The sequence below is a fragment of the Pontibacter sp. GD7 genome, from assembly GCF_058216375.1.
In genome coordinates this window covers 181,354-203,577 of sequence record NZ_JBYZMP010000003.1, presented here as the reverse complement: position 1 = coordinate 203,577, position 22,224 = coordinate 181,354, and the positions used below count along the sequence as shown (strand labels likewise).

General features: G+C 47.9%; 13 protein-coding genes. 8 read left to right on the top strand and 5 right to left on the bottom strand.

The features are described 5' to 3' along the window. The first annotated feature begins 75 nt into the window (after nucleotides 1-75). The 3 genes from AC4BAP_RS06365 to AC4BAP_RS06355 all read left to right on the top strand — a co-directional run bounded on the left by AC4BAP_RS06365 (nucleotide 76) and on the right by AC4BAP_RS06355 (nucleotide 3,317). Nucleotides 76-630, top strand: coding sequence for an RNA polymerase sigma factor (locus AC4BAP_RS06365; RefSeq protein WP_490581787.1), 555 nt, complete (start codon nucleotides 76-78; stop codon nucleotides 628-630). Then, complete coding sequence (locus tag AC4BAP_RS06360) at nucleotides 623-1,450, top strand: anti-sigma factor (protein ID WP_490581786.1); 828 nt, start codon at nucleotides 623-625, stop codon at nucleotides 1,448-1,450. The genes AC4BAP_RS06365 and AC4BAP_RS06360 overlap by 8 nt, the downstream gene beginning before the upstream one ends. A 271-nt stretch (nucleotides 1,451-1,721) precedes the next feature. Next, nucleotides 1,722-3,317 carry a hypothetical protein gene (locus AC4BAP_RS06355; protein ID WP_490581785.1) on the top strand — a complete coding sequence of 532 codons (1,596 nt, stop codon included), beginning with the start codon at nucleotides 1,722-1,724 and terminating at the stop codon, nucleotides 3,315-3,317. Nucleotides 3,318-4,082: 765 nt separating this feature from the next. Here the strand turns inward: AC4BAP_RS06355 and AC4BAP_RS06350 are convergent. Beyond that, nucleotides 4,083-4,994 (bottom strand): EF-hand domain-containing protein, encoded by a 912-nt coding sequence (locus tag AC4BAP_RS06350; protein WP_490581784.1) that lies wholly within the window; start codon nucleotides 4,992-4,994, stop codon nucleotides 4,083-4,085. A gap of 689 nt (nucleotides 4,995-5,683) precedes the next feature. Between AC4BAP_RS06350 and AC4BAP_RS06345 the strand changes: the two genes are divergently transcribed. From AC4BAP_RS06345 to AC4BAP_RS06325, 5 genes are all read left to right on the top strand, one after another. Next, on the top strand, nucleotides 5,684-6,511 hold the full coding sequence (locus tag AC4BAP_RS06345) for a hypothetical protein (RefSeq protein WP_490581783.1): 828 nt from the start codon (nucleotides 5,684-5,686) through the stop codon (nucleotides 6,509-6,511). Between the two features lie 288 nt (nucleotides 6,512-6,799). Then, on the top strand, nucleotides 6,800-7,300 hold the full coding sequence (locus tag AC4BAP_RS06340) for a hypothetical protein (RefSeq protein WP_490581782.1): 501 nt from the start codon (nucleotides 6,800-6,802) through the stop codon (nucleotides 7,298-7,300). Between the two features lie 27 nt (nucleotides 7,301-7,327). Next, complete coding sequence (locus AC4BAP_RS06335) at nucleotides 7,328-8,065, top strand: hypothetical protein (RefSeq protein ID WP_490581781.1); 738 nt, start codon at nucleotides 7,328-7,330, stop codon at nucleotides 8,063-8,065. Between the two features lie 677 nt (nucleotides 8,066-8,742). Then, on the top strand, nucleotides 8,743-9,138 hold the full coding sequence (locus tag AC4BAP_RS06330) for a hypothetical protein (RefSeq protein WP_490581780.1): 396 nt from the start codon (nucleotides 8,743-8,745) through the stop codon (nucleotides 9,136-9,138). A 169-nt stretch (nucleotides 9,139-9,307) separates the two neighbouring features. Further along, nucleotides 9,308-11,149 (top strand): DNA/RNA non-specific endonuclease, encoded by a 1,842-nt coding sequence (locus AC4BAP_RS06325; protein ID WP_490581779.1) that lies wholly within the window; start codon nucleotides 9,308-9,310, stop codon nucleotides 11,147-11,149. A gap of 85 nt (nucleotides 11,150-11,234) precedes the next feature. On the opposite strand, the gene AC4BAP_RS06320 is transcribed toward AC4BAP_RS06325, so the two are convergent. The 4 genes from AC4BAP_RS06320 to AC4BAP_RS06305 form a co-directional block, all read right to left on the bottom strand. Further along, nucleotides 11,235-11,774 carry a serine acetyltransferase gene (locus AC4BAP_RS06320; RefSeq protein WP_490581778.1) on the bottom strand — a complete coding sequence of 180 codons (540 nt, stop codon included), beginning with the start codon at nucleotides 11,772-11,774 and terminating at the stop codon, nucleotides 11,235-11,237. Nucleotides 11,775-12,687: 913 nt separating this feature from the next. Continuing rightward, nucleotides 12,688-15,852, bottom strand: a complete 3,165-nt coding sequence (locus AC4BAP_RS06315) for a transglycosylase domain-containing protein (protein WP_490581777.1) — start codon at nucleotides 15,850-15,852, stop codon at nucleotides 12,688-12,690. A gap of 465 nt (nucleotides 15,853-16,317) precedes the next feature. Then, nucleotides 16,318-20,430, bottom strand: coding sequence for a chemotaxis protein CheB (locus AC4BAP_RS06310; protein WP_490581776.1), 4,113 nt, complete (start codon nucleotides 20,428-20,430; stop codon nucleotides 16,318-16,320). A gap of 54 nt (nucleotides 20,431-20,484) precedes the next feature. Then, nucleotides 20,485-22,038: a GAF domain-containing protein gene (locus AC4BAP_RS06305; RefSeq protein WP_490581775.1), complete on the bottom strand. Its 1,554-nt coding sequence runs from the start codon at nucleotides 22,036-22,038 to the stop codon at nucleotides 20,485-20,487. Nucleotides 22,039-22,224: the final 186 nt, after the last annotated feature.

Sequence of the window (22,224 nt, the reverse complement as noted above, 5' to 3'; positions counted from 1 at the left end):
AGGTTATAAAGGGTATCTAAAATATTGTTAATTTTGATAGCTACAGATACATGTTACCTTAATAAACTAAACTCCTTGTCTGACCAGGCTATACATAAGCTAAGTGAAGAAGACCTGATCGCTGGTTTACGCGCACAGGACAGCAAGACTATAGCTGTACTTTACGATATGTACAGTGCCACCTTGTATGGTGTGATCTTACAGATCGTAAAAGTAGAAGAGGTTGCAGAAGATGTGCTTCAAGAGGCTTTCGTTAAGATCTGGAAGTCTTTTGGTAGTTATGATGAAAGAAAAGGCAGGTTGTTTACCTGGATGATCAATATTTGCCGGAACCTGGCAATAGACAATATCAGATCGAAGGGATATCGCATGTCGGCACAAACCAATGCGATGCCAGAAAACGGGAAAGCGACATTGGGCTACCAGGACATAAAGCCGGAGCATATCGATGTAAGGGATGTAGTGAATAAGCTTAACCCCGAGCAAAAGCAGATCATCGATCTGATGTATTTCGAGGGTTTTACACAAAGTGAGATTGCAGAGCATTACAACATACCCCTCGGGACTGTTAAAACCAGGGCACGCTCTGCAGTTAAGTATTTAGAAAAATTTTTTAAAGGCCGTGTCTAACAACGATTTCATAGCATCTGGTATTCTGGAGCTTTACGCTGCCGGAGGGCTTACGCAGGAAGAGCGGAGAGAAGTGGAGGCGCGTGCAGCAAGTTCACCTGAGATACGTGCAGCCCTTGACGAGGCATGCTTAGCTATGGAGCAATACGCCTCCGCGTATGCTGTAGCCCCAAGAGCAGGTTTAAAGGCAAGCATCATGGATCGCATCAATGCTGAGACTGTTGCTACCCCCTCCCCGGATGTGCAGCAAACTGATGCAATTCCTTTATACCCTACACAGATTTCTGAGACATCGCCTTACAAGTGGATGTTTGCGGCAAGTATAACGTTGTTTCTGTTGTCTGGCTTTCTGAGCTACCACTTCTACACAAAGTGGCAGCAAGCAGAAAACCGCCTTGCCCAGGCCGTTGCCTCCGAGAGGTTAATGGCCCAGAACGTAGAAACGGCATCCTACAAAACCCAGCAGTTAGAGTCTGCCCTGTCCATACTTCGCAACCCCGATTACAGACCAATCAAACTTTCCGGAGTTGAGGCTAGTCCGGATGCAAACATGGTGGTGTACTGGAATGCCGATGAGCAACAAGTATACGTAGGCAACATACAACTGCCAGCCCCGCCAGCCGGCATGCAGTACCAGCTATGGGCCCTGGATAATGGCAAACCTATTGATGCCGGCATGATTGCGCTAAACGGAGAGACAACTTACCTCCAGAAGATGAAGGCCATAGGTTCAGCACAGGCGTTTGCCGTAACCCTTGAGCCTGAAGGCGGAAGTATAAACCCAACCTTAGAAAAACTAACCGTATTAGGTGAAGTGTAAGCCTGACCTGCTCCCATACCTTATAGCAAAGAGCCCTGCCTGTATTACTTCAGGCAGGGCTCTTTGCTATAGGCGGCTAAATACTGTATCCCTTGCATCAGCTGTTTTCATTTCCATTTACCAAATAGCAAGTCAATGCACATAGAAAGTCTTAACTCCTAAAGCTCTTAAGTACGGAATACCAACAAAGTACCAACACTTTATGTATAGCAGAGTTAATAAGAAGCCTTTTATCAGGGGCAGTATAATTCATTAACCAAGTATTGGGCAGATGACCTCAGAGAAAACGCAGCACAGAAGATTCCGCATGCTCTACAAACTCGAGGCCTGGCTGGAAGGCCCGATGTTTATACTTTCAATTCTGTGGCTGTACTTATTTGTTATGGAATTGGCAGAAGGTCTATCCTCCTTTCAGGCCAAGCTGGTGACACTGATCTGGCTGCTTTTTATACTTGAGTTTGTAATAAAGCTGGTGCTCTCCGCAAGCAAAGTAGACTACATCAAAAAGAACTGGCTAACATTGCTGGCTCTGTTTATCCCGGCCTTCCGGGCATTTCGCCTGCTCAGGGCCATTCGGGTGATACGGTTGAGCCGGGTTGCCACTACTACCACATTTGTACAGGGACTCACCTCTTCCAAGCGCTTCCTGAGTGAGCTGAAAGATGCACAGGGGAAAGAGCCGCCTGCTGAGATGCATGTTGGGGTGCTGCTTGCCTATAGCCCTGCGGTAACACCAGAGGGCATGCAACCATTTCTGAAACAATTGATAACCGATGTAGAACCGGAGATAAGTATGGCCTCCGGAATACCCTGGTCGTTCCATTTGGTAGAGCCGGTAGCCCTGACCACAGACAGGACAAGGGAACCATCCGATTTCCTGGATGCGGCCACTATGCGTATGGCAGAGGGCCCTTACGACATGGTGGTAGTAGTGACGGATGTTACCCTGATCTCCCGTAAGGACAAGATAGAAGCCGGGCTTGCCTCCCCTGTTACCTATACAGCTGTGATCTCTACGCAACGGCTTACCACAACGGCCAGAGGTAAGCCTGTACGCACCCTGGATGCCGTTGCAGTACGGGTAAATGCAGCCTCCCTCCTCTTACATTTGCTTGGGCACATGAGCGGGCTGCACCATACTAAACCAGGCAAGGGTGGCGTAATGGCGCCTTTCTCATTCCGAGAACGAAGAGAATCCCTGCCTCAGTTTAAAGAGACAGAGCGTTCTGAGCTTAAAAAGAGGATCAAGAACCTTCCGGAAAGGGAACTGCACGGTGGCACTAACCTGGAAAGCTTCATATTTCATATGATCATGGCAGCTAAGCACCCTAAGGCAGTCTTTTATCCATTGCTGCGTAATTGGGCAATACTGCTGCCCTTGTCACTGCCCAGACTGGCCACAGCAGCGGTGGCACCCAGCCTGCTATTAATTTTTACGGCAGAGATCTGGGACGTAGGACTTAACATGGGAAACAGGACCACCGCATTCTTTGCGGCTGCCAGTATATTTGGAGCCTCCTTCTACCTGATCAAGATCCAGTCTCTGTTCCTTCCCAGGAAAGAGAAAAACGTGTTGACAGAGCATCAGGCAATAGCCAATGTAGTCATTTTCCTGAGCATCCTTCTGGCCTGCTTCGGGCTTTTCCTGATGATAGGCGGATTGATGATGATCATAGAGCTTTACGTTTTCCCGGAGGACCTTATAAGTACCTGGCCAACCTTGGATAAGCCGAGTGTGGGGCTCTTAGACAAAGTACGCTTGGCAGCCTTCATCAGCACGGTAGGGGTCACAACGGGTGCCTTAGCAGGAGGCCTGGAGAAAAAAACCGTAATACAACACCTGGCCTTGTTTCTTGATAAGCCCTAGTCTAATATCTACTGCAGCATATTCAAATCCAATTGTTACTTTACTCAAGTTGCGCTATATGATAAACCAGGCAGGTGTAAACACACCCCTAACCCCTCTCAAGAGCAGGGCCGTTTCTTTCTATTTTTTGCTGGCGCGGATCTGTGATCCGTGACTTTTTATACCGTTGGATTTGCAATCCAACTGGGCCAGAGGCCCAGCTATAGCAGGTCACGAGCGAGGACGCTCGCGCCATGACCTTGAAATTTGTAGAATGAAACGGCCCTGCTCTCAAGAGGGGAATTACATGCACGATCAAAAATCACCACCTCGGAGGTATGCTTCGGACACAAGTATAAAATGCTCTATCTACCGCGAGTTTTCAACTCGTGGTTGTCCATGTGGGCAAGCTTTCAGCTTGCGTGAGTCGCTTTTTATACTTTTGCATACCTACGCAAGCTGAAAGCTTGCCATATAATAAGCCACGAGTTGAAAACTCGCGGCAGGAATAACAGCGAATGTAAATTTGGGTCCTAAGCGTAGCCTAGCTAAGGAGGGAGTTTTTTGGAGAACGATTAACACACCCCTGCACCCCTCTCAAGAGGGGATTTACATGCACGAGTAAAATTCCCCTCCTCTGGACTACCCAAAACGAGAGTTTTGAGCTAGCGAGCGTAGCTCTAAGGGGTGGGTTAATCCAGTTTTAGAATAAGAATCACGCAACTTGAGTTAATTAATACCAGGCAAAATTGATGCAGGAATACATTAATTGCCACCAGAACGACCTTATTCAAGCCTATAGTAGTAAAAATACCTTTCCTCGTATTCGTTTCGACTCAGAACCCCATTCTTATCATGATCCCAGCGATAGAAAAAACCGGCGGCCAGTTCACTTTCAGAAATAGAAACATCTGAGTCCGAATTCCATTCCTCATAAAGCATTAACGCCTCCATGGCCGCATTAAACTCAATGTCATTCAAGCTGTCATTCTTATCTTTATCCCAGGAAGCCCAGTCCTTATTTTCCACCCTGAAGTCATCCGCAAAACGTTGCCATTCTGCCTTTGAAATTTCCTGGTTCCAGTCTTTATCCAATAAAGTAAACATAACTCTGTAAAGGTTAGTAACCGGATCATTTGAAAACTTGATGCCATACCATTCAAAAGCACCATACAAACTTCTTTTATTCACTATACTCACAAATTTCGCCTTATCCAGTTCTGGGGCATAAATTGTAAATAGCACAGAGTCCTTGCCTATATTATCAGTTGTATCTTTTGCCAATACTGTAACTTTATAGGAACTGGAAGCAACTTCTGGTGGCAGCACTACCACACTTCTATCCATAAATATACTTGTAATGTAGGTGTTGTTTCTAGGTGACTCAGAAAATATGGTTTGTCCAAACTTAATCTGATTACCCGCCTTATTGGCATCAGTTATATAATAATGTATCTCTTTAAGTGCTTTATCATCAGTAACTGTCAGGTTGATCATTACACTTTCGATTACAATCAACATCGCGTCAGGTGCGGGTGCGTTGATCTTTACGATGGGATTTACTTTATCAGGCGTGGCACCAGGTACAGGATTAGTTTTACCTGGAGTGGGACTTTGGGTAGGCGGAACGTCTTCATGGTCACAGCTTAGTAAAGCACAGCAACACACGAGGCAGGCAATAATATAAGTAGTTTTCATAATTTGGAGTTAAAAAAGAGTAGCTTAAAGTAGTAGAGACAAGTTGTGGCAGTCAGGTATCCTCGAAAGGATATGAATTCTGAAGCAGTCCAAAATTGAATGAGCAGGCATCTGGTAGCTTATACTTATTCCAGAGAACACCACTTTTAGTACACTATAAAAATACTGTACTGCAATAAGTGGCAATTATATATAATTTTATAAATCAACTGTTTACACTTAAATTATCAAATCTTTTCAACACACATCACCAATTATATTATACGCATATAGTTTAGTAATTTTAAGCTGATCACTTAGATTAAAGGTAGGTTTACTCAGAAGCTGTTCAGGGTTTTGGCTAAAAGAAATCGAACCCGCCATTGTTGGTGTTTTTCACCAACAATTTAAGGCACTGGCTATGATACTTGCTGGTGAGAACACGCAGCAAGGGCAGGCAGTATGGATTTTAATAAACGTTAAAAAGGCTCTCAGTTAAAGCGTTGTATTATCATAGCCTAAGCTGACAGGTATTGCTCAAACCTCAAAATCAAAACACTGGACACAACAAGTATAAATTTACTTAGGAACTGATGCCAACCAGATTCGTAGAAAATAAATGAGCCGCTTTTTCTACCGGTACTGCCCTCCTTCATACCATTACTTACCCGCCCTGGTACTCTGAAACCTTAAACTTTAATGTAATAGCTATGAAGACAAACGTACTTTGCTCACTTATGTCGGGTTTTGTGATCATGCTGTGTGCCTGCAGCCAGGACGAACAAATTGCACCGGCCCCACTTGCCTCTGACAGTGCCACAAGTTATAAGCTGTCCGGAGATGACATATTGGACGTGGTGATAAACCCCGCAAACTTTACCGTTAACGTGGATAACCCCTACTTTCCATTAAGGCCAGGCGAAACCCTGCACTATGTAAGCACCACTAAAGAGCGGAATGAGATCGAAACTAAATTTATCACATCAACCACCTTGTGCGAAACCAAATTTATTTCTGCCTTGGGAGTTACAGCACGCATAGTGCATGTGGTTGAAACAGATGAAGAAGGCAATGTGCTGGAAGACACTTACGATTGGTATGCCCAGGATCTGAAGGGAAACGTCTGGTACTTTGGCGAAGCCACTGTAGCCTTTGATGATGGCGTACCTAGTACTGAAGGCTCCTGGGAAGCAGGTAAGGATGTTGCTGGCGTTGGTGAAATTGCCAAACCAGGAATTATTATGTGGGCCAACCCACAGAAACACATCGGGGAAATATATTACCAGGAGTTTTACCCGGATGTTGCAGAAGATCAGGGCAAAGTATTACCAAGTATGAGAACCGTGAAAGTGCCATACGGGATGTTTCATAAGGTGCTGACTACCGAGGATTTCACGGCGCTGGAGCCTGGCGCCATCGAGCGCAAATCTTACGTAATGGGAATTGGTAACGTCCTGGCAGAGTCGGCAAAGGGTGGTCAGGAGAAAGAAAGGGAGGTATTGGTTGATATTACCTTTGATGCAACCCTGTGTAACTAACCCTGTAAACTCATAAAGAAACTATTTAAGCGTTTTGCTCAGAAAGTATAACCCGAAACCGCCACCGACAATAGCCGGGCAGTTTCGGTTTATACTTTTAATACTTTCAGCCTGTTAAGTATAGCATCCGGCAATGTACTTTCTGTGCCGTAAGCGTTTTGTAAGTATACTTTATACTTGGGACGCCTGAGCCTGGCAGGCCGATTTTAGAACGGTAAGCCATTAGCAACGTACAATTATGCAATGTTGAACCCGGCCAGATCTGGCAGGCAGAAGTTGAACTAAACTATGAAAAAAGACAGACACAAAGACCATGAACTGCCCCAGGCGCTGGCAAAGTTTGCGGCAGGTATTGGGGTTGGTATTGTGGCAGGCATGGTTGGCACCGCCCTCATGACAGCAGCCCAACTGCTGGAAATGAAGTATACAGGCCGCAAACCCAGCGACACGCCTTACAAAGCCGTGAAGAAAACCTTCGGCATCAAAGCACAATCAGATGAAGACAAAGAGTTGATAACGAATGCGGCTCACGTGGCGTATGGTGCTACCTGGGGCATACCGAGGGGCTTAATGGCTGTGTACGGGGCCAACGGAGCCGCAGGCACTACCGCGCACCTGGGGGCTGTGTGGGGCACAGAGGTTAGCGTGTTGCCGGCGATGGATGTGATAGAACCTGTAACCACCTGGCAACCCAAGGCTGTAGCCACAGATATTTTGTTCCATGCCATCTATGCGCTGGCCGCAGGCTTTACAGCCGATACGCTGGCTAAGCAGTTACAAATTAGATAAATATCAAAGCACAATTACCAAACAACTATGAAGAAGATTATACTTTCCTTAGCAATTATACTTATTACAGTGCCACAATTGGCAAAAGCCCAGGGGCAGGTCGCCAGCAGGCTTATCAGGGGTTCTAATTTCCAGATCGGTGTTGGCTACCATTACCAGCGGGCAGACCTCCAGGACATGAATACCGCCATCAATTCGGCAGGTTACCCTTCGTTGTCAGAAAGCATCCACTCTGTTAGCTTTATGACGCAGAACATCTCTAACCATTGGGTGCTCACGCTCAGAACCTCTTTTTCTCTGAAGAACGAGGAAGAGACCGCCAACAGGGAAGTAGAATTCCATAACCAGCAGTACGCCATTGGTTTGGGCCACAACATAATCAGGTCTGAGCGGGCAAGGCTTATACCCGGCGTTATGGCCACTTTAAGCCGCAACACGTTGCTGCTGCAGAATAAGAATATCGGCACAACCAACTTCCAGGGCTTGTTGCAGAACCCTACCGGTGAGGCAGACCTGCGCAATTACTCTTACCTGGCGGATACTGGCCTTGAATTCCATTACCTGTTTTACCGCCGCGAGAAAGACAATGAAGTTGGCAGAATGTCGAGCTGGGTACCAGTTATTTTCAAAGCCGGCTATCAGTTCCAGTTAAGCGAAAGCGACTTTGAGTTTGACGGCAGAAATGTATCAGGTGTACCGGATATCTCTTTGGGTGGGTTCTACGCTTCCATTCATGTTGGACTGGGGTCTAGGATGTTAAAGTAGTTTATAGGTTAAAGAATTGGAAGGAAGGGCTTTAAGCCCTTCTTTTTTTATGTCCATAAACCTTCTAATAATCAGAGTTCCTTGCTAGCAATACTGCTATAAGAATGACAGTATCAACCGGGTCCAACTGCTCCTGCCCCTCAGAGCTATGCTCGCTAGCTCAAAACGCTCGTTCTCGATTGTCCAGGGAGGAGATTTTTTAGAAAACGATTAACACACCCCTGCACCCCTCTCAAGAGGGGAATCTCCTCTTCTACCAATTTATACTTTCTCTCAAGTTGAGACAGGCGTTTACCAAGAAGTGTCCATCCCAGCCTCTGCGTTGAGCGCCTTAGCGGGTTCCGGTGACGAACGAAGTTAGGCAGCCCGAGGCACGATAAAGTGGGCCCCTACCCCCGGCAGGAAAACGGTGCAGCGCGATGCGAAAAGGCGAGGCCACGCTTAAAGAGGGCCCCTTCCCCCGCCTTGAGGGCACCAAATCCAGAGGTGCAACTGTAGGCAAGCAAGACTGAGGATAGGTGTACCTGGATTGAAAGGCAAAGAAGCTGGCATGGTTAAACTATGTACAATAAAAATAAGGTGAATTTTGAGAGGGAAAGTAGATTACTAAACCAAAACAACTCAACTCACTCCCCGATCGTTTTTTAAATCAATACTTATACTTAACTCTACACCCCATGATGCCCCTGGCAGGATTTTTAGCTGTACTCCTGATTTCCTTTGTTATTGGTGCCTTGTTCTATTTTGTTTTCAAGAACAGAGGACCATGGGGTAGCTTCTGGACATTTTTCCTGGTATTGTTTCTGGGTATTTACCTGGCTTATGTGTGGGTCAGGCCTGTTGGGCCACTGTATTGGGGAGTGGCCTTATACCCTTTACTTTTTATAGGGCTGCTGTTTGCCTTGCTCCTGGCCGCTGCTTCGCCTCCGCGTTACAGGAGAAACTTCCGCAAACCCTCTGCCGAACCCGAGCAGGAACCAACCCCCGAAGACAACCGCGCGGTTCTGGGCATCTTTTTCTGGACAGCCCTGATCCTGTTCATAGCCTTGTTGCTGGCAGGCTTGTTTTACTAAGAGGCTGCTATATTTAACTTCAGGAGCCAGCCCCGGCATCTTCCATCTTGGCAATTTTCTATTCATTCCGGCAAACATACACCCGGTGTTATATTTTTGTTAATTATATATAACATCCCAAATACTTTGCGTTACTTGCGGCGTCATTCTCACCTTAAATCAACCCATAATGAGACACAATTACTTTATTAAGTGGCTGTTTGTCATAACAGCCTTCCTTTCGTTTTCTGCCTGTAGCCCTGAGCAGGAAATGGTCAGCCCCAACCAACAGTTACATGCCACCCAGTCACAGGCTGTAACATCTACACTTTTCCAGGAGAGTTTTGAGTCGGTTTACAAAGGCAGCTATGCAGCGGCTTCTGTTAATTTCGGCAATGGTTCCTGGTTACTGGACGAGGCCCTGACAGGAAACACCTCTTCCGATGCTTTCAGTGGAACGCAGTCGGTGCGCATCCGCGACCTGGGCAAGGTAAGTATGGAATTCGACTTGCCGGATGGCGCCAAGTCAGTAGCATTGAGCTATGCCAAGTATGGCCGCGACAAAAACTCCAACTTTGAGATTCACTACTCTACCGATGCCGGCGCAACATGGCAATTGGCAGGAAGCGCTGTAACTGTTAGCAAGACCTCTTTGCAGCAGATCAGTTTCCCGCTTAATGTGTTTGGGCCGGTTCGTTTCGAGATCAGGAAAGTAAGTGGCAGCGGCAACCGCATCAACATCGACGATTTTTCTGTAGAGTCTAACCCGGCACCAGTGGCTGCGGATTTCCTGGAGGACTATGAAGGTGGTTCTAAGGGAAGCTATGCGGCTGCACCAGTCACTTTTGCCTCTGGCACCTGGTTGCTGAACGAGGCATTGCTAGGAACGCTGGAGTCTGATAGAAAATCCGGTGCCAAATCAGTACGTATCCGTGACCTGGGTACTCTGGAAATGCAGTTTGATGTTAACGGAGCCCAAACCATAAGTATAAACCATGCTGTTTACGGCACCGATGGCTCCAGCACATGGGAGTTGCAGGCCTCAACCGACGGCGGTGCTACCTGGGCTAAGCAGGGGAACACAGTCACTTCCTCTTCTATCACCCTCGAGACCGCTTCATTCAGCGTATCTTTCCCGTCTGGTGTAAGATTCCGTGTGGTTAAGCTTAGTGGCGGCGGCAACCGCATCAACATCGACGACTTTACCATAAACGGCACAAGCACAGGTGATACAGGTGGCGGAGGTACAGGTGGTGGCACCGGTGGCGGCACCGGCGATACTTCAGGTTCGGTACACCTGACCATGGGTAACCCTTCCGGGGCTGTAACAGATGTAAACCTGTATAACAATTACCTGCTTCTGAAAAACCAGTACGTGATGTCGTATAGCCGTGACAGAGGAACTGCCAACTGGGTTAGCTGGCACCTGGATGAGTCGTGGTTGGGCAGCACACCGCGCCAGGACGACTTCAGAGCAGATAACACTTTGCCGGCAGGCTGGTACCAGGTAGGCGCCACAGACTACTCGCTAAGCGGGTTTGACCGTGGCCATATGTGCCCGTCTGCGGACAGAACACTTACCGTGGAAGACAACTCGCTTACTTTCCTGATGACGAACATGATCCCGCAGGCGCCTAACAACAACCGCCTGGGCTGGGCCAGCTTAGAGAGCTATTGCCGCACCCTGCTTGCAGGTGGCAATGAGATCTACATCATCTCAGGTGGTTACGGCGCGGGTGGCACAGGCTCTAACGGTTATGCTACCACCATCGCAGGCGGTAAGGTTACCGTACCGGCCACCACCTGGAAGGTTATACTTATCATCCCTGACGGAGATAACGATGCCAGCCGCGTAACAACCACCTCCAGGGTAATCGCCGTGGAAATGCCAAACGACAACAACGTGTCATCTGACTGGAGACTGTACAGAACATCTGTTGATGCCATTGAGGCCAAGACAGGTTACGACTTCTTCAGCCTGATTCCGGACAATGTTGAGGCTGTGATAGAGGCAACTATTGATAACCAATAAGATAAAGTATAAAATCTGGTGAGGATGACAAAAGAGGCGCGTAATTGCATACGCGCCTCTTTCTTTTTAAGCTTTTACGTACCTGCTAGCAGGCCTCGCTGTGCAGTTCCGGGCTTATCTGGCGAACCGGTGTAAGTTCTTTAATTACCCTTGCCGGGTTTCCTACAGCAATGCAGTTATCCGGAATATCCTTTACAACCACAGAGCCGGCCCCGATCCTGACGTTATTTCCAACACGCACCTCACCGATGATGCATACATTGGAACCTACCTCTACATTGTTGCCGATAACCGGAGAGCCGGAATAGGAACCATCCTCGCGGCGAATGTTACCTAAAGTAGTAGAGTGCCTGAAAAAGCAGTTCTCTCCTATTACGGTGCAACCATTCACGACCAGGGCGTGCCCATGGCCCAGGTAAAAGCCTTTGCCCACTTTTGTCCAATGCGGCAATTCAATGCACAGAAACCACTCCACGAACAGCTTATAAAAAGCCAGGTACGGAAGCCATAGCACTCTGAAAAATGTATTGATGGAAGCAGGCCGCGCCAACCGGAACAGCACCATGACCAAACGGCCTTTCAGGTTGCCTTTGTTTGCCTGCCAGTCCTGAAATATGTAAGACATGTATAACTTGTTTATAAGGGTTCAGGTGTGAGGTACGCTACTACATGCACAGGCGTTGCAAAAGTATAAGACAATCTGCCTCGCACCTCTGCCATACTTTTTTATTGGTGGTTTACCCGCCCTGTTCCTAATTAACTCAGAGTTGCTGGATTCTCATTCTAAAAATATTTACCCACCCCTACCCCCGAGGAGAAGGGCCTTTTCATTCTTTCTTTTTCTGCCGCCCCGAACGCTTTTGGGGTGGTTTAAAATGGTGTTGAGTTTTCAACTCAACTGGGCCGGAGGCCCAGCTATAGCCAAACACGAGCGAGGACGCTCGCGCTATAACCTTGTAATTTGCCAGGATGAAACAGCCCTGCCCTTGAGGGGACCGCAGGGGTGTAAAGCCAGATGGAGGGGCCTTTCGTAAAAAGCAAACACACCCCTAACCCCTCTCAAGAGGGGAATTACATGCAAGAGTAAAATTCCCCTCCTCGGTGGGGTTAGGGGTAGGTTGCCCATATCTGTAATCAGAACCTGTTTAGAATATATTAAACTCCATACTGCCTGCCCTTGCTGCGTGTTATCACCAGCAAGTATAATAGCCAGTGCCTTAAATTGTTGGTGAAAAACACCAACAATGGCGGGTTCGATTTCTTTTAGCTAAAACCCTAAACAGCTTCATCAAACTGTTAGTGTATCTCGCAACTTGAGTCAGTTAATATTGTGATGGAAGATAAGCAGCTGCTTTATGAGGGCATGCACAGTCAGTATGGTCTAAGTAGTAAAGACAGTGAAGTATGATTTCCAGTCTGCGAAGGCTTAAGTAGCATAGCAGAGGAAAAAGAGAGTATTCTCACCTCTTCCTCTGCAATACCACAACAGTAAGTTAGCTGCCTGAGCTGTGTAAAATCTTGTTTTACAGCGGGGTACATCAGTTATTTTCAGGGCAACAGGCTGTTTTGTGTACAGGGTCTTTTTTCGCCTTCTGATCATCCGCAAGTATAACCTGAGGTTCCTTGTCCTGTGGTATGTTTTCCGGGTTTTCTATGTTCAGCTTTGTTTCAAAGTATGGCGCTATAATGGACCCCATGCCACGTAATACCTGCACCGGCAACGACGAAGTAAAATGAAAGGCTGCCGCCTCACGTCCCGGCACGTAAGCCGTTAAGGCACCAAAATGGTCATCGCCGATGAAGAACACGAACGTAGCTGTACGGTTAATGGCCCGCGATGCCACTCTGTATCCTCCTGAGCTCATGGTTACCACCCGGTTATCTCCTGTACCTGTTTTACCGCCCAAGGCAAGCACTGTACCATCCGAAAGTTTAAAGCCACCCTGCAAACGTATGGCAGTACCTGTTTCTACCACTTCAGATAAGGCCTCGCGTACAACGGCCGCCACCTCAGGGTTAAGTACCTGCTGTTTCTCTAAAGGCTTCCATTTCAGGGAGGTTTCGTAAGGCGTAGTGGCAGCAAAATGGATTTCCTCGATTCGGATGGTGCGCTGGCGCACGCCATTGTTGATGATTATACCCATAAGTTCTGCCAGCGCCTCAGGCCGGTCACCGGATGAGCCAAGCGCTGTTGCCAGCGAAGGGACCAGTTGCTTGAACGGATAACCCACTCGTTCCCAGCGTTTCTGTATGTCCACGTAAGCATCCGACTCCATAATAGTTCGGATGCGGGAGTCACGTGCTCGTTTATACTTTGTCCGGAACAGCCACTTGTAAATATCCTGCCTTTGCTGTTCGCTTGCAGCTACAGCATCTGGCCAGCGTGTGCCAGGGTATTTTAATAAGTAGCCCAGCAGCCACAACTCCAGCGGGTGCCTTTTGGCAATATAGCCCTGGTCGGAGAGGTTATACTTGTCTGGTCCGTAGCGTTCGTACAGTTCCTGCATTCGGTCTTCTTTCAGGTTGGCCTTTGGCAATTGCTCCTGCAGAAAACGCTTGAATGTTTTGTAGTCTTTGTACGGGTACAGGTAACGGTACACCACTGCCAGTCGCACTTCGTCTTTGTAAATGCTGTTCAGCAACCTCGTAAACCTATCCTCAGATGAAAGCCCCTCATATTTGTTCCAGAATTTACGAAGAAAGACATTTCCCTCACGGTCAGCAAAGCGCCTCAGGTATTCTTCACGTCTTGGGTCACCGGCATTCGACAGAAGTTCCGAAGGGTTGCCTACCTGCTGATACGTGGTGTAGCTTACAATATCGCGCATCAGCCGCACAAACGACAGGTTAATGGATTTCTGGAAAGCCTCACGCACGGTTGGCCTTGAGTAGTTGTCGTCGTTGTTGAAGTTGTTGAAATGGTGCATGCCGCCACCGGTAAAGAATGCCTCGCCGGGGTTGGCAGAATACCTGCGCTCTAGTGCAGCCCTAAGCATAGCCGTCAGGCTTTTGTCTTTAGATACCAGTAAGTAGTCGATCACCCATCTGCTCAAGTTATCGTGGGGCTCCCGTTGGGCTTTTCGCAGTTCAGCTGGGCTTGCGTTGGCATAGCGTTCATGTATCTCTGCGATTATCTCCAGGTAGGTAACCGTAACCCTTAGCTTGGCAGTGGAACCCAGTTCCAGTTTACTGCCCTCATTCATGTCAAAAGGCTGGTCTGTATTGTCGGTTTGCACACGCACCAGATTGCCATATGGAGTCCGTTCAAACAAGGTAAAACTGTATATCACCGCATCTGTTCGGTTTGGCGAAAGCATCCGCTCTCCGTAAACACCCACCGAGCTGGCAAAGTCGGGGTTGTTGAGGCGATGCAGGTACTCGCTTACCTGCCCCTGCAGGTCATGGTTCAGGGTGGTTGTCGCGGCCATGTCCATGCGGTCCAGGTCGTATAGCGGCTTGCCTAGCAGCATAGAAAGGTGGGTGCGTGCCACCAGGGCACCTTTATCCGTAGACCTTGGCGCCACGGCAGGGTTAGCTTCAAAATCACGGAATCTTACTTCCTGCGAAAGACTGGCATCGCGTAGTTCCGGGCTAATATAGCCATTGCTTGCCAGCAGGCGCAGGTAACCACCGGTAAGGTCGCTCAGTTCTTTGCGTCCTTCCTGGCCCAGGTAATAAGATGGCCTGCGGTGTGCGATCATCAGCGAAAGCACCTGGCGCAGTGCCTGCCCCTTGGCCTGCAGGGTATCGCCCTTGGCATCGGTCATGCTCAGCAAGTTGTTCACTTTTCTAACGTCAGAGTCAAACCATACTTTAAGGCCGTCTCCCAGGCCATGTACCTCGCCATAACCCGGCGCACCCGACAGTGGCACCGTGTTAAGGTAAGAAACCACCAGGTCTTTGCGGGCAGGCAGCGTTTCAGGGCCTCCCTGGTAAGTGCGGATACTGGCTGAGACCATCTGCTTCATTTTCTCGCGGGCATCTACTGTTATCCCTCCCGGCGAGTGACGGAATTTCTCTATCTGCGTGGCCAGCGTACTGCCTCCAATAGTTTTGTACTCCAGGCCTATCAGGTTACCGATCTCGTGCAGGGAGGCTTTGGCAAAGCGCATCCAGTCCACAGCCGGGTTCAGGTATTGCCTGGTCGTATCGAGCAGGTTGCGGTTTTCTATAAACAGCAGGGAGTTCACAACCAAAGCCGGCACCGAGTCGAAAGAAGTATAAACGAAGCCCGGATAAGTATAGCGGTACATTGGCTCACCATTGCTATCCAGGATGTTAAGCCCTGTCTGCATTTTTTCGTTGTACGGCGTAAAAAAGCCACGGGAGGTGTAATCCAGGAGTTGATCTGAAAACCTGGACTGGGATTCGATGTGCATGCCTTTGGATTGCACACGATCCAGCATCTTAGGCAATAAGGAATAGCCTAAACGCATATCAAATGGTCCATTTCCTGGGAAGATTATAGCACTACTTGGTCCTTTGTCAACCTTGTAAGTTAACGTAGTGGCATAGTCAGAAAACTGTTTTGCCTGGTAGGTAGAGGTTCGCGCCTCATACACTATAACTGCGGCTACAAAACAAGAAATGAGAAAAACTAAGCTAAGTAACGACCACTTAATTATACTTCTGATTCTGGATTTCTTCTTTGCATTTTTCTGGCTATCATCCTGTAGGTCCGGACGGTAACTGTTGACTACCATCGCTGGAATTATTTAAGTGTTTGTAAATGTGTTTCATTAGTTGTTACGTGAATAAGAATGTTTAGGTGTCTAAATCATCCAAATTTGTAGATGCCCTAGATTTTTTGGCATTTACACTCTTTCAGGTTCTCTATTCACTAAATAAAACACATAAACCACTAACAATCTGCAACTTAAAATATCAATACGTAGAAGTATAGTGGTACACAAATGCAAGTATGTTGCAACTATCCAAGATTTACAAGGCAAAAAATTATCCTAAAATCAGGGTAAAAAATCTGGTTGGCTTTGCATAAAAACAGCGCCTGTTCAGCACTTGTTAAAATTTATACTACCAGCCTATGTTGTGCGCTTTCGGGGTAAAGTATAAAACCACGGTTTGTGATCGCATTGCAGCAAAACACTAACCGTGGTTTTATACTTTCAGGCCAAAATGCCGGACAGCATTAGCATTTATACTTTAGGCTAATTCTTAAAGTATAACTCGAAAGTGGTGCCTACTCCTAATTTGCTTTTAACATTGATATGGCCGTTCGCGTTGTCTATCATTCTCTTAACAATGTAAAGTCCCATGCCCGTGCCGTCAACATGCGAATGGAATCGCTTGAACAATGTAAACAGCTTGGTCAGGTTATCCTTGCTAATGCCCAGACCATTGTCGGATACGGTTAAGCGGGTATAGCCATCCACTTTTTCAGTGCGTATTGTTATCTCAGGCTTTCTGTCTTTTGCCTTGTACTTTATAGCATTGCTAACAAGGTTATAAAGCACGCTAAAGAGGTTTTTCTTCGAAAAGATGATATGTGGCGCTTTGCTGAAATCTACGTCAAACGCTACCTCTTCTCCCTCCAGTATGTCTTTTATATTGGCCTTAACTTCCTCAAACACTTCCTGTACTTCTACCCGCTCCGGCTTGCCGTCCACGTCGCGCTGCACTTTCACAATGTCGGTCAGGTCTTTGATCACGTTCTTGAAACGATTGATTGCCCCCTTCATCATCTCAAAAACAGGCTCCATCGGTTCGCCTGGTATTGGCCCGGCCGATGCGATCTGCTCTTCCAGCAGTAACATCAGGCCCTCTATGTTACCTATTGGCGCCTTCAGGTCGTGGGATGCCGTGTACACAAATGTATCCAGGTCCTCGATCACCCGTAACAGGTGCTCGTTGGTTTCCTGTAGCTTCTCCTGGGTTAGTTTCAGGTCTGTCAGGTCGATAAAGGTGCCCAGCACACGGTATGGCATGTGGTACTCGTTATGCAGGATGTAGGCCCTGTCCGAAACGTAGGCGTAAGTACCGTCTTTCTTCTGCAACCTGTACTCCCCGGACCACTGCTCCTGTCCAGAGTTTATGGCGGCGTTTATACTTTCCTGTATCCCTGCCCTGTCGTTGGGGTGTATAAGCTCCAACCAGCCCTGGAAACCGGATTTTATCTCAGACGGCTCGAAGCCAAGGGTGCTTTTCATACTCTCACTCCACCAGAACTCATTGTTCACCAGGTTCCAGTCCCAGATAACATCGTTCGTAGCCCTGGACACCATCCTGAAACGCTCTTCGCTGGCAGCAAGCTCCTTTGTGCGTTCCTGCACCCTTTTCTCTAGTTCATTATTCAGCCTGATCAGGTTCTCCTCTGCCTGCTTGAGTTCCTCATAGGCCATCAACACCTTGTCTTCGCTGTTCTTCTTCTCGGTAATATCGGCCATGGTAACTGTTAGTCCATCGCCCATTTTTACCGCTGCAATCTCATACCAGGCCTTTTCTTTGTTAAATGCCAGCTGCTGCTCCATATGTATGGCCTGTCCGGACTCTATTACCTGGACAAACTTCTTAAACAGCCCGCTCTTTCTCAGGAATGGCAGCGTTGCAAGCACACTGGTATTCAGCAGCTCGGCCTGCGATGACCCGGTAAAGCTCTCAGCTTTTTTGTTCAGCAGGGTCCAGGAGAAGTCCGTGATCTCTTTTTTGTCGTTTCGGATGGCCCTGAAAGCCATAATACTATTGAAGGAACTGTTTAGGACACCCTGTACCACATTACTTAGTGTTTTCAGGGTGGTCACTTCCACAAAGCTCACTACCACTCCGTCCTTGTTGCCGTCATGCTTCAGGTACGGGATAATGCGCATCAGGTAGTATTTGCCATCAGTGGTTTCCACTTCACGCTCGATCTCTACAGAGGTATTATTTACCTCTTTGATATCTTCGATCAGGCGGGTATACTTCAGGTTATGGGACAAATGGTGGATAGGCCTGCCCAGGTCGCTGCCGATCACGTTGATCAGGCCTTCTATGGCAGGCGTAAACTTCCGGATAACCAGGTGATGGTCAACGAACAACTGCCCGATGTTTGAGCTCCTGATATAGTTATCCAGGTCCTCGTTCAGTTCCTGCAGTTCTTTTATCTTAAGTTGGTGCTCAGAGTTTACGGTATGCAACTCCTCGTTCAGCGATTGCATCTCCTCGTTGGAGCTTTGCAACTCCTCATTCGAGGACATAAGTTCCTCGTTGGTGCTCTGGAGTTCCTCGTTGGTCGTGCTCAGGTCCTGCACCGTCATGTGGAGTCCTTCGCGTGCCTCCTTCAGCTCCATTTCCAGGGCCGTAAGCTGTTGGTAGTAATCAGAGTCCGACACAAATGTAAGGTCTGATACTTTTGGCAATGGCGTTACCTCTCCCATTTCCTGCAGCAGCACAAGTATAACTTTCGGCTCACCTTTTTCAATGGTAATGGGGCGAATCGAAACATGAACCATCTGCTCTTTTTTGCCGATCTTCACGGCTACCTGTCGGGCAACCACTTTGCGGTTCTGCTTCAGCGCCTTCCTGATGCCCACACTAAGCGTTACAGCCAGTTCTTCGGGCACCATCTTGATCAGGTTGAAATGCAGGCGTTTGTCCGGAAACTTCAGGAACCGGTTGATATCGCCGATCCCGTGCAGCAGCTGGTAATTCTCGTCAACATAAAGCCCTGTTACCTTAAAGTCTGCCGACACGGCATCCATGAAGGAGTTGTTGTACCTGGCATCAACGGTGTTTTTGTACGTGGCGTGATTGCTCTGCTCGTTCTTGCTGTTGCTAAAGTAATTTGGAATGCCATAGCTGTGCCGGACACCCCTGTTCTCTTTTATTTTCCGGAATATCTTCCATTTTCTGCTCACCTCGGTAAAGTATGACTTCGTATCCCCGATGTGCTCGCTGGACCCCAGGAAAAGGTAGCCACCCAGGTTCAAGGCGTAAGGGAATAATGCCAACACCTTGTTTTGCAGGCTCTGATTAAGGTAGATCAGCATGTTACGGCACGAGATCAGGTCGATGCGGCTGTACGGCGGGTCTTTCTGCAGGTCGTGTTGTGCAAATACCACGAGCTTACGGATCTCCTCGTTTATATAATACCTGTTGCCTTTCTGGTAAAAGTACTTCTTCAGGCGCTCCGCAGACACATGCTTGGCGATAGACAGCGGATAGCTCCCTTTTGAGGCTTGCGTGATCGCCTGCAGATCGATGTCGGTGGCGAAAAGCTTTACATGCGGCTCTCTGCCAAGCTTTTCATAGGCTTCTTTAAACAGGATGGCCAGTGAATATACTTCCTCGCCGGTGCTGCATGCGGCCACCCATACTTTTACTGTCTGGCCTTCCTCCTTCCCGGCAATAATGTTGGGTATGATGTCCTCCTCAATCTCTTTAAACGCTTCTTTATCCCTGAAAAAACTGGTTACGTTAATAAAGAACTCCTGGCAAAGTTTCTTGATCTCTGTCGGATGCTCGTGCAGGTAAGTGAGGTATTCGGCCATCGTTTTCACCTTCAGGGTATCCATTCTTTTCCGGATACGCCGGTTGATGGTGGCCTCCTTGTAATTAGTAAAGTCGGTTTGGGTGTGGGTGCATACAAGGTCCAGGATCTCGTTAAAAACGGCCTCCTCCTCACCCAGGTCACTATTCGCAAGTATACTTTTCACCAGTGGTATTTTACGGGTGTATTCAATTATCTCTTCAGGCATTTGCTCAGGCGGCAATACAAAATCCACGTAGCCGGTATCGATGGCGCTGCGCGGCATGCCATCAAACTTGGCTGTTTCGGGGTCCTGCACCACTACCATGCCCCCAGCTTTTTTAATGGCCCTGGCACCCTTCGACCCGTCTGTTCCGGTACCGGACAGCACAATGCCAATGGCATACTTACCGCGGCTCTCAGCCATCGATTTAAAAAAGAGGTCTATGGCAAAGTTCGGCTCACGGCTTCGGGTCTTATCCTCTAACTTTAGCCTGCCGTGCGCCATCGTCAGCTGCTTGCCGCTGGGCAGCACATACACGCAGTTAGGGCGCGTAAGCATGTTATCTTCTGCCACCTGCACCTGCATCTGGGTGTGCTTTGAAAGCAGCTCGGCCATCAGGCTTTTATGGTCCGGCGACAGATGCTGGATAATGACAAAGGAAAAGCTTGAGTTGTTTGGAAAATGGTCGAAAAGTTTATGGATAGCCTCCAGTCCACCAGCAGAGGCCCCTATCCCGATCAGGTAATGATCTGAGGCAGGCTTCTCTTCCTTTTTCTTAACAGCTGCTTTAGATGGTGTCATATTCGCTTTCATACTCCCGGCGACAGGTTTCTTTTAATGTGCAATTACGTGCGTAAAACAAAATAATTAATACCGGTCTTTTATTAGTTTTTCAAGCACGGCGCCGCGCAGATCATGGGCGGCTTCCAGTTCCTCCTGCAACCAGGGTAAAGATGTGTTCTGCACTGTTTCCTTATAAATGCTGAAGGAGTTGCGTGGGTGATATGTTTTACCGTCAGGCTCCATCTGTATGGCATCGTGTGGATTGCCTCCCCAGTTTACCGTCTGCAGCACTTCCTGCCTGAACCCAAGTATAAACTCGCCCTGCTCCGCGTTTATAGGTATAGCTATCAGGCCGCTGGCAACTGCACGGTAATCTTTGCTATAAGGATAAACGGCCGGCAGGGTATCCGTCGCAAAAACCTGTTCATTCTTATTCCTCCTCAACCACGATACCAGCTCCTTCACCTCCTGTTTTTCAGGGGTAACACCGCTTAAAAAAATGTTGCCTTCAATGGATATGGCTGCCCCGTCCAGGTTAAGCAGGTCTTTAATATTTGTTGAGCCTTGTAAAATGCCATCGGTAAAGAATGAGGCGGAGTACAACTGCTCTATAAGTTTTACATGCAAACTTCGCAGCCTGACCCGAAGGGCCATGTTCTCCTCTTTTTGCTTCGCTTCTAACTGTGCGGATAAAATGCCGGCAAACAACTCCATGGCTGAACGCATTTCGTAACCGGGGTTTTTAGCCGTTTTGTGGTGGCAGGATAACAGGCCCCAGAGTTTGTTGTCTATGATGATCGGCAGCGACATAGAGGCCATCACATCAAGGTTGGTCAGGTACTCCAGGTGTACATTTGCCACGCTTCGCAGGCTGCTTTCCGATAGGTCGGTAAACTGTTGGGTAAGCGGGTTAATTACCGGTATCATGCGCACAGGCGTATAGCTACGGGTTGGGATCAGGCGGTAAGGGTTCCGGAAGTATAGCTCTCTTGCCTGCCTCGGAACATCAGATGCCGGGAAGCGCAGACCCAGGTAATCATCCAGATCCTCTTCCCGTGCCTGCGCAACCACGATCCCGTTCCACTGCGGGTCGAACTGGTAAACCAGCACCCTGTCGAAGCCACTGAACTTTTTTAATTCTGCGGCGGCAGTCTCCGCGATCTCGCTACACGATTGCGCCCTTTTCAGCAGGGTGGTTATATACTTCAGGTTTTGGTAAAGACCTATAAAATACGACGGGGCCACATCCTTGCTTTCCTCCAGCTCCAGTAAGATATAGTCTTGCTGCGGAAGCACCACCGCAGAAAAAGCCCTGTCCTGGCCGTTAACCCCGAAAGTCAGCGTAAGGGGTATTTTCTCCTGGCTATCCTGCCTATTTACCTTGGCTTTTATCTCCTCAAACTGACTATCCGGAATCAGGGTGTCGAGTGTTTGGTTTATTAAGTTGGTGGCGCTTACGTCTAAGTATGTTTCAACATTTTCGCTTGCCTGCACGATCTTCAGGTCCCCATTATCCAACACAAGCAGCATGCCGTGTGGCTGTATAAGGTTGACAAGGTGCAAGGGTATGCTGCCGCAAAACTGCGAATCGTAATCTTCTTCTATTGTTAAGTTGACAGGTGCTGCTTTGTTAATCATAGTTCATAATCTAAAAAATATCAGGCTTGCCCCAGGCGTTTGTGGGCCAGCATTGAGACATGCTCAACTAAACGTTACTGATAATCAATTTCTTATAAAACTCAAGTTTTTTAACCTAACCAATTCAGGGTTTCATAAACCGCTCCAAAATCAAGTAACTATACTTTGCACGTTTAAAACAGCCTT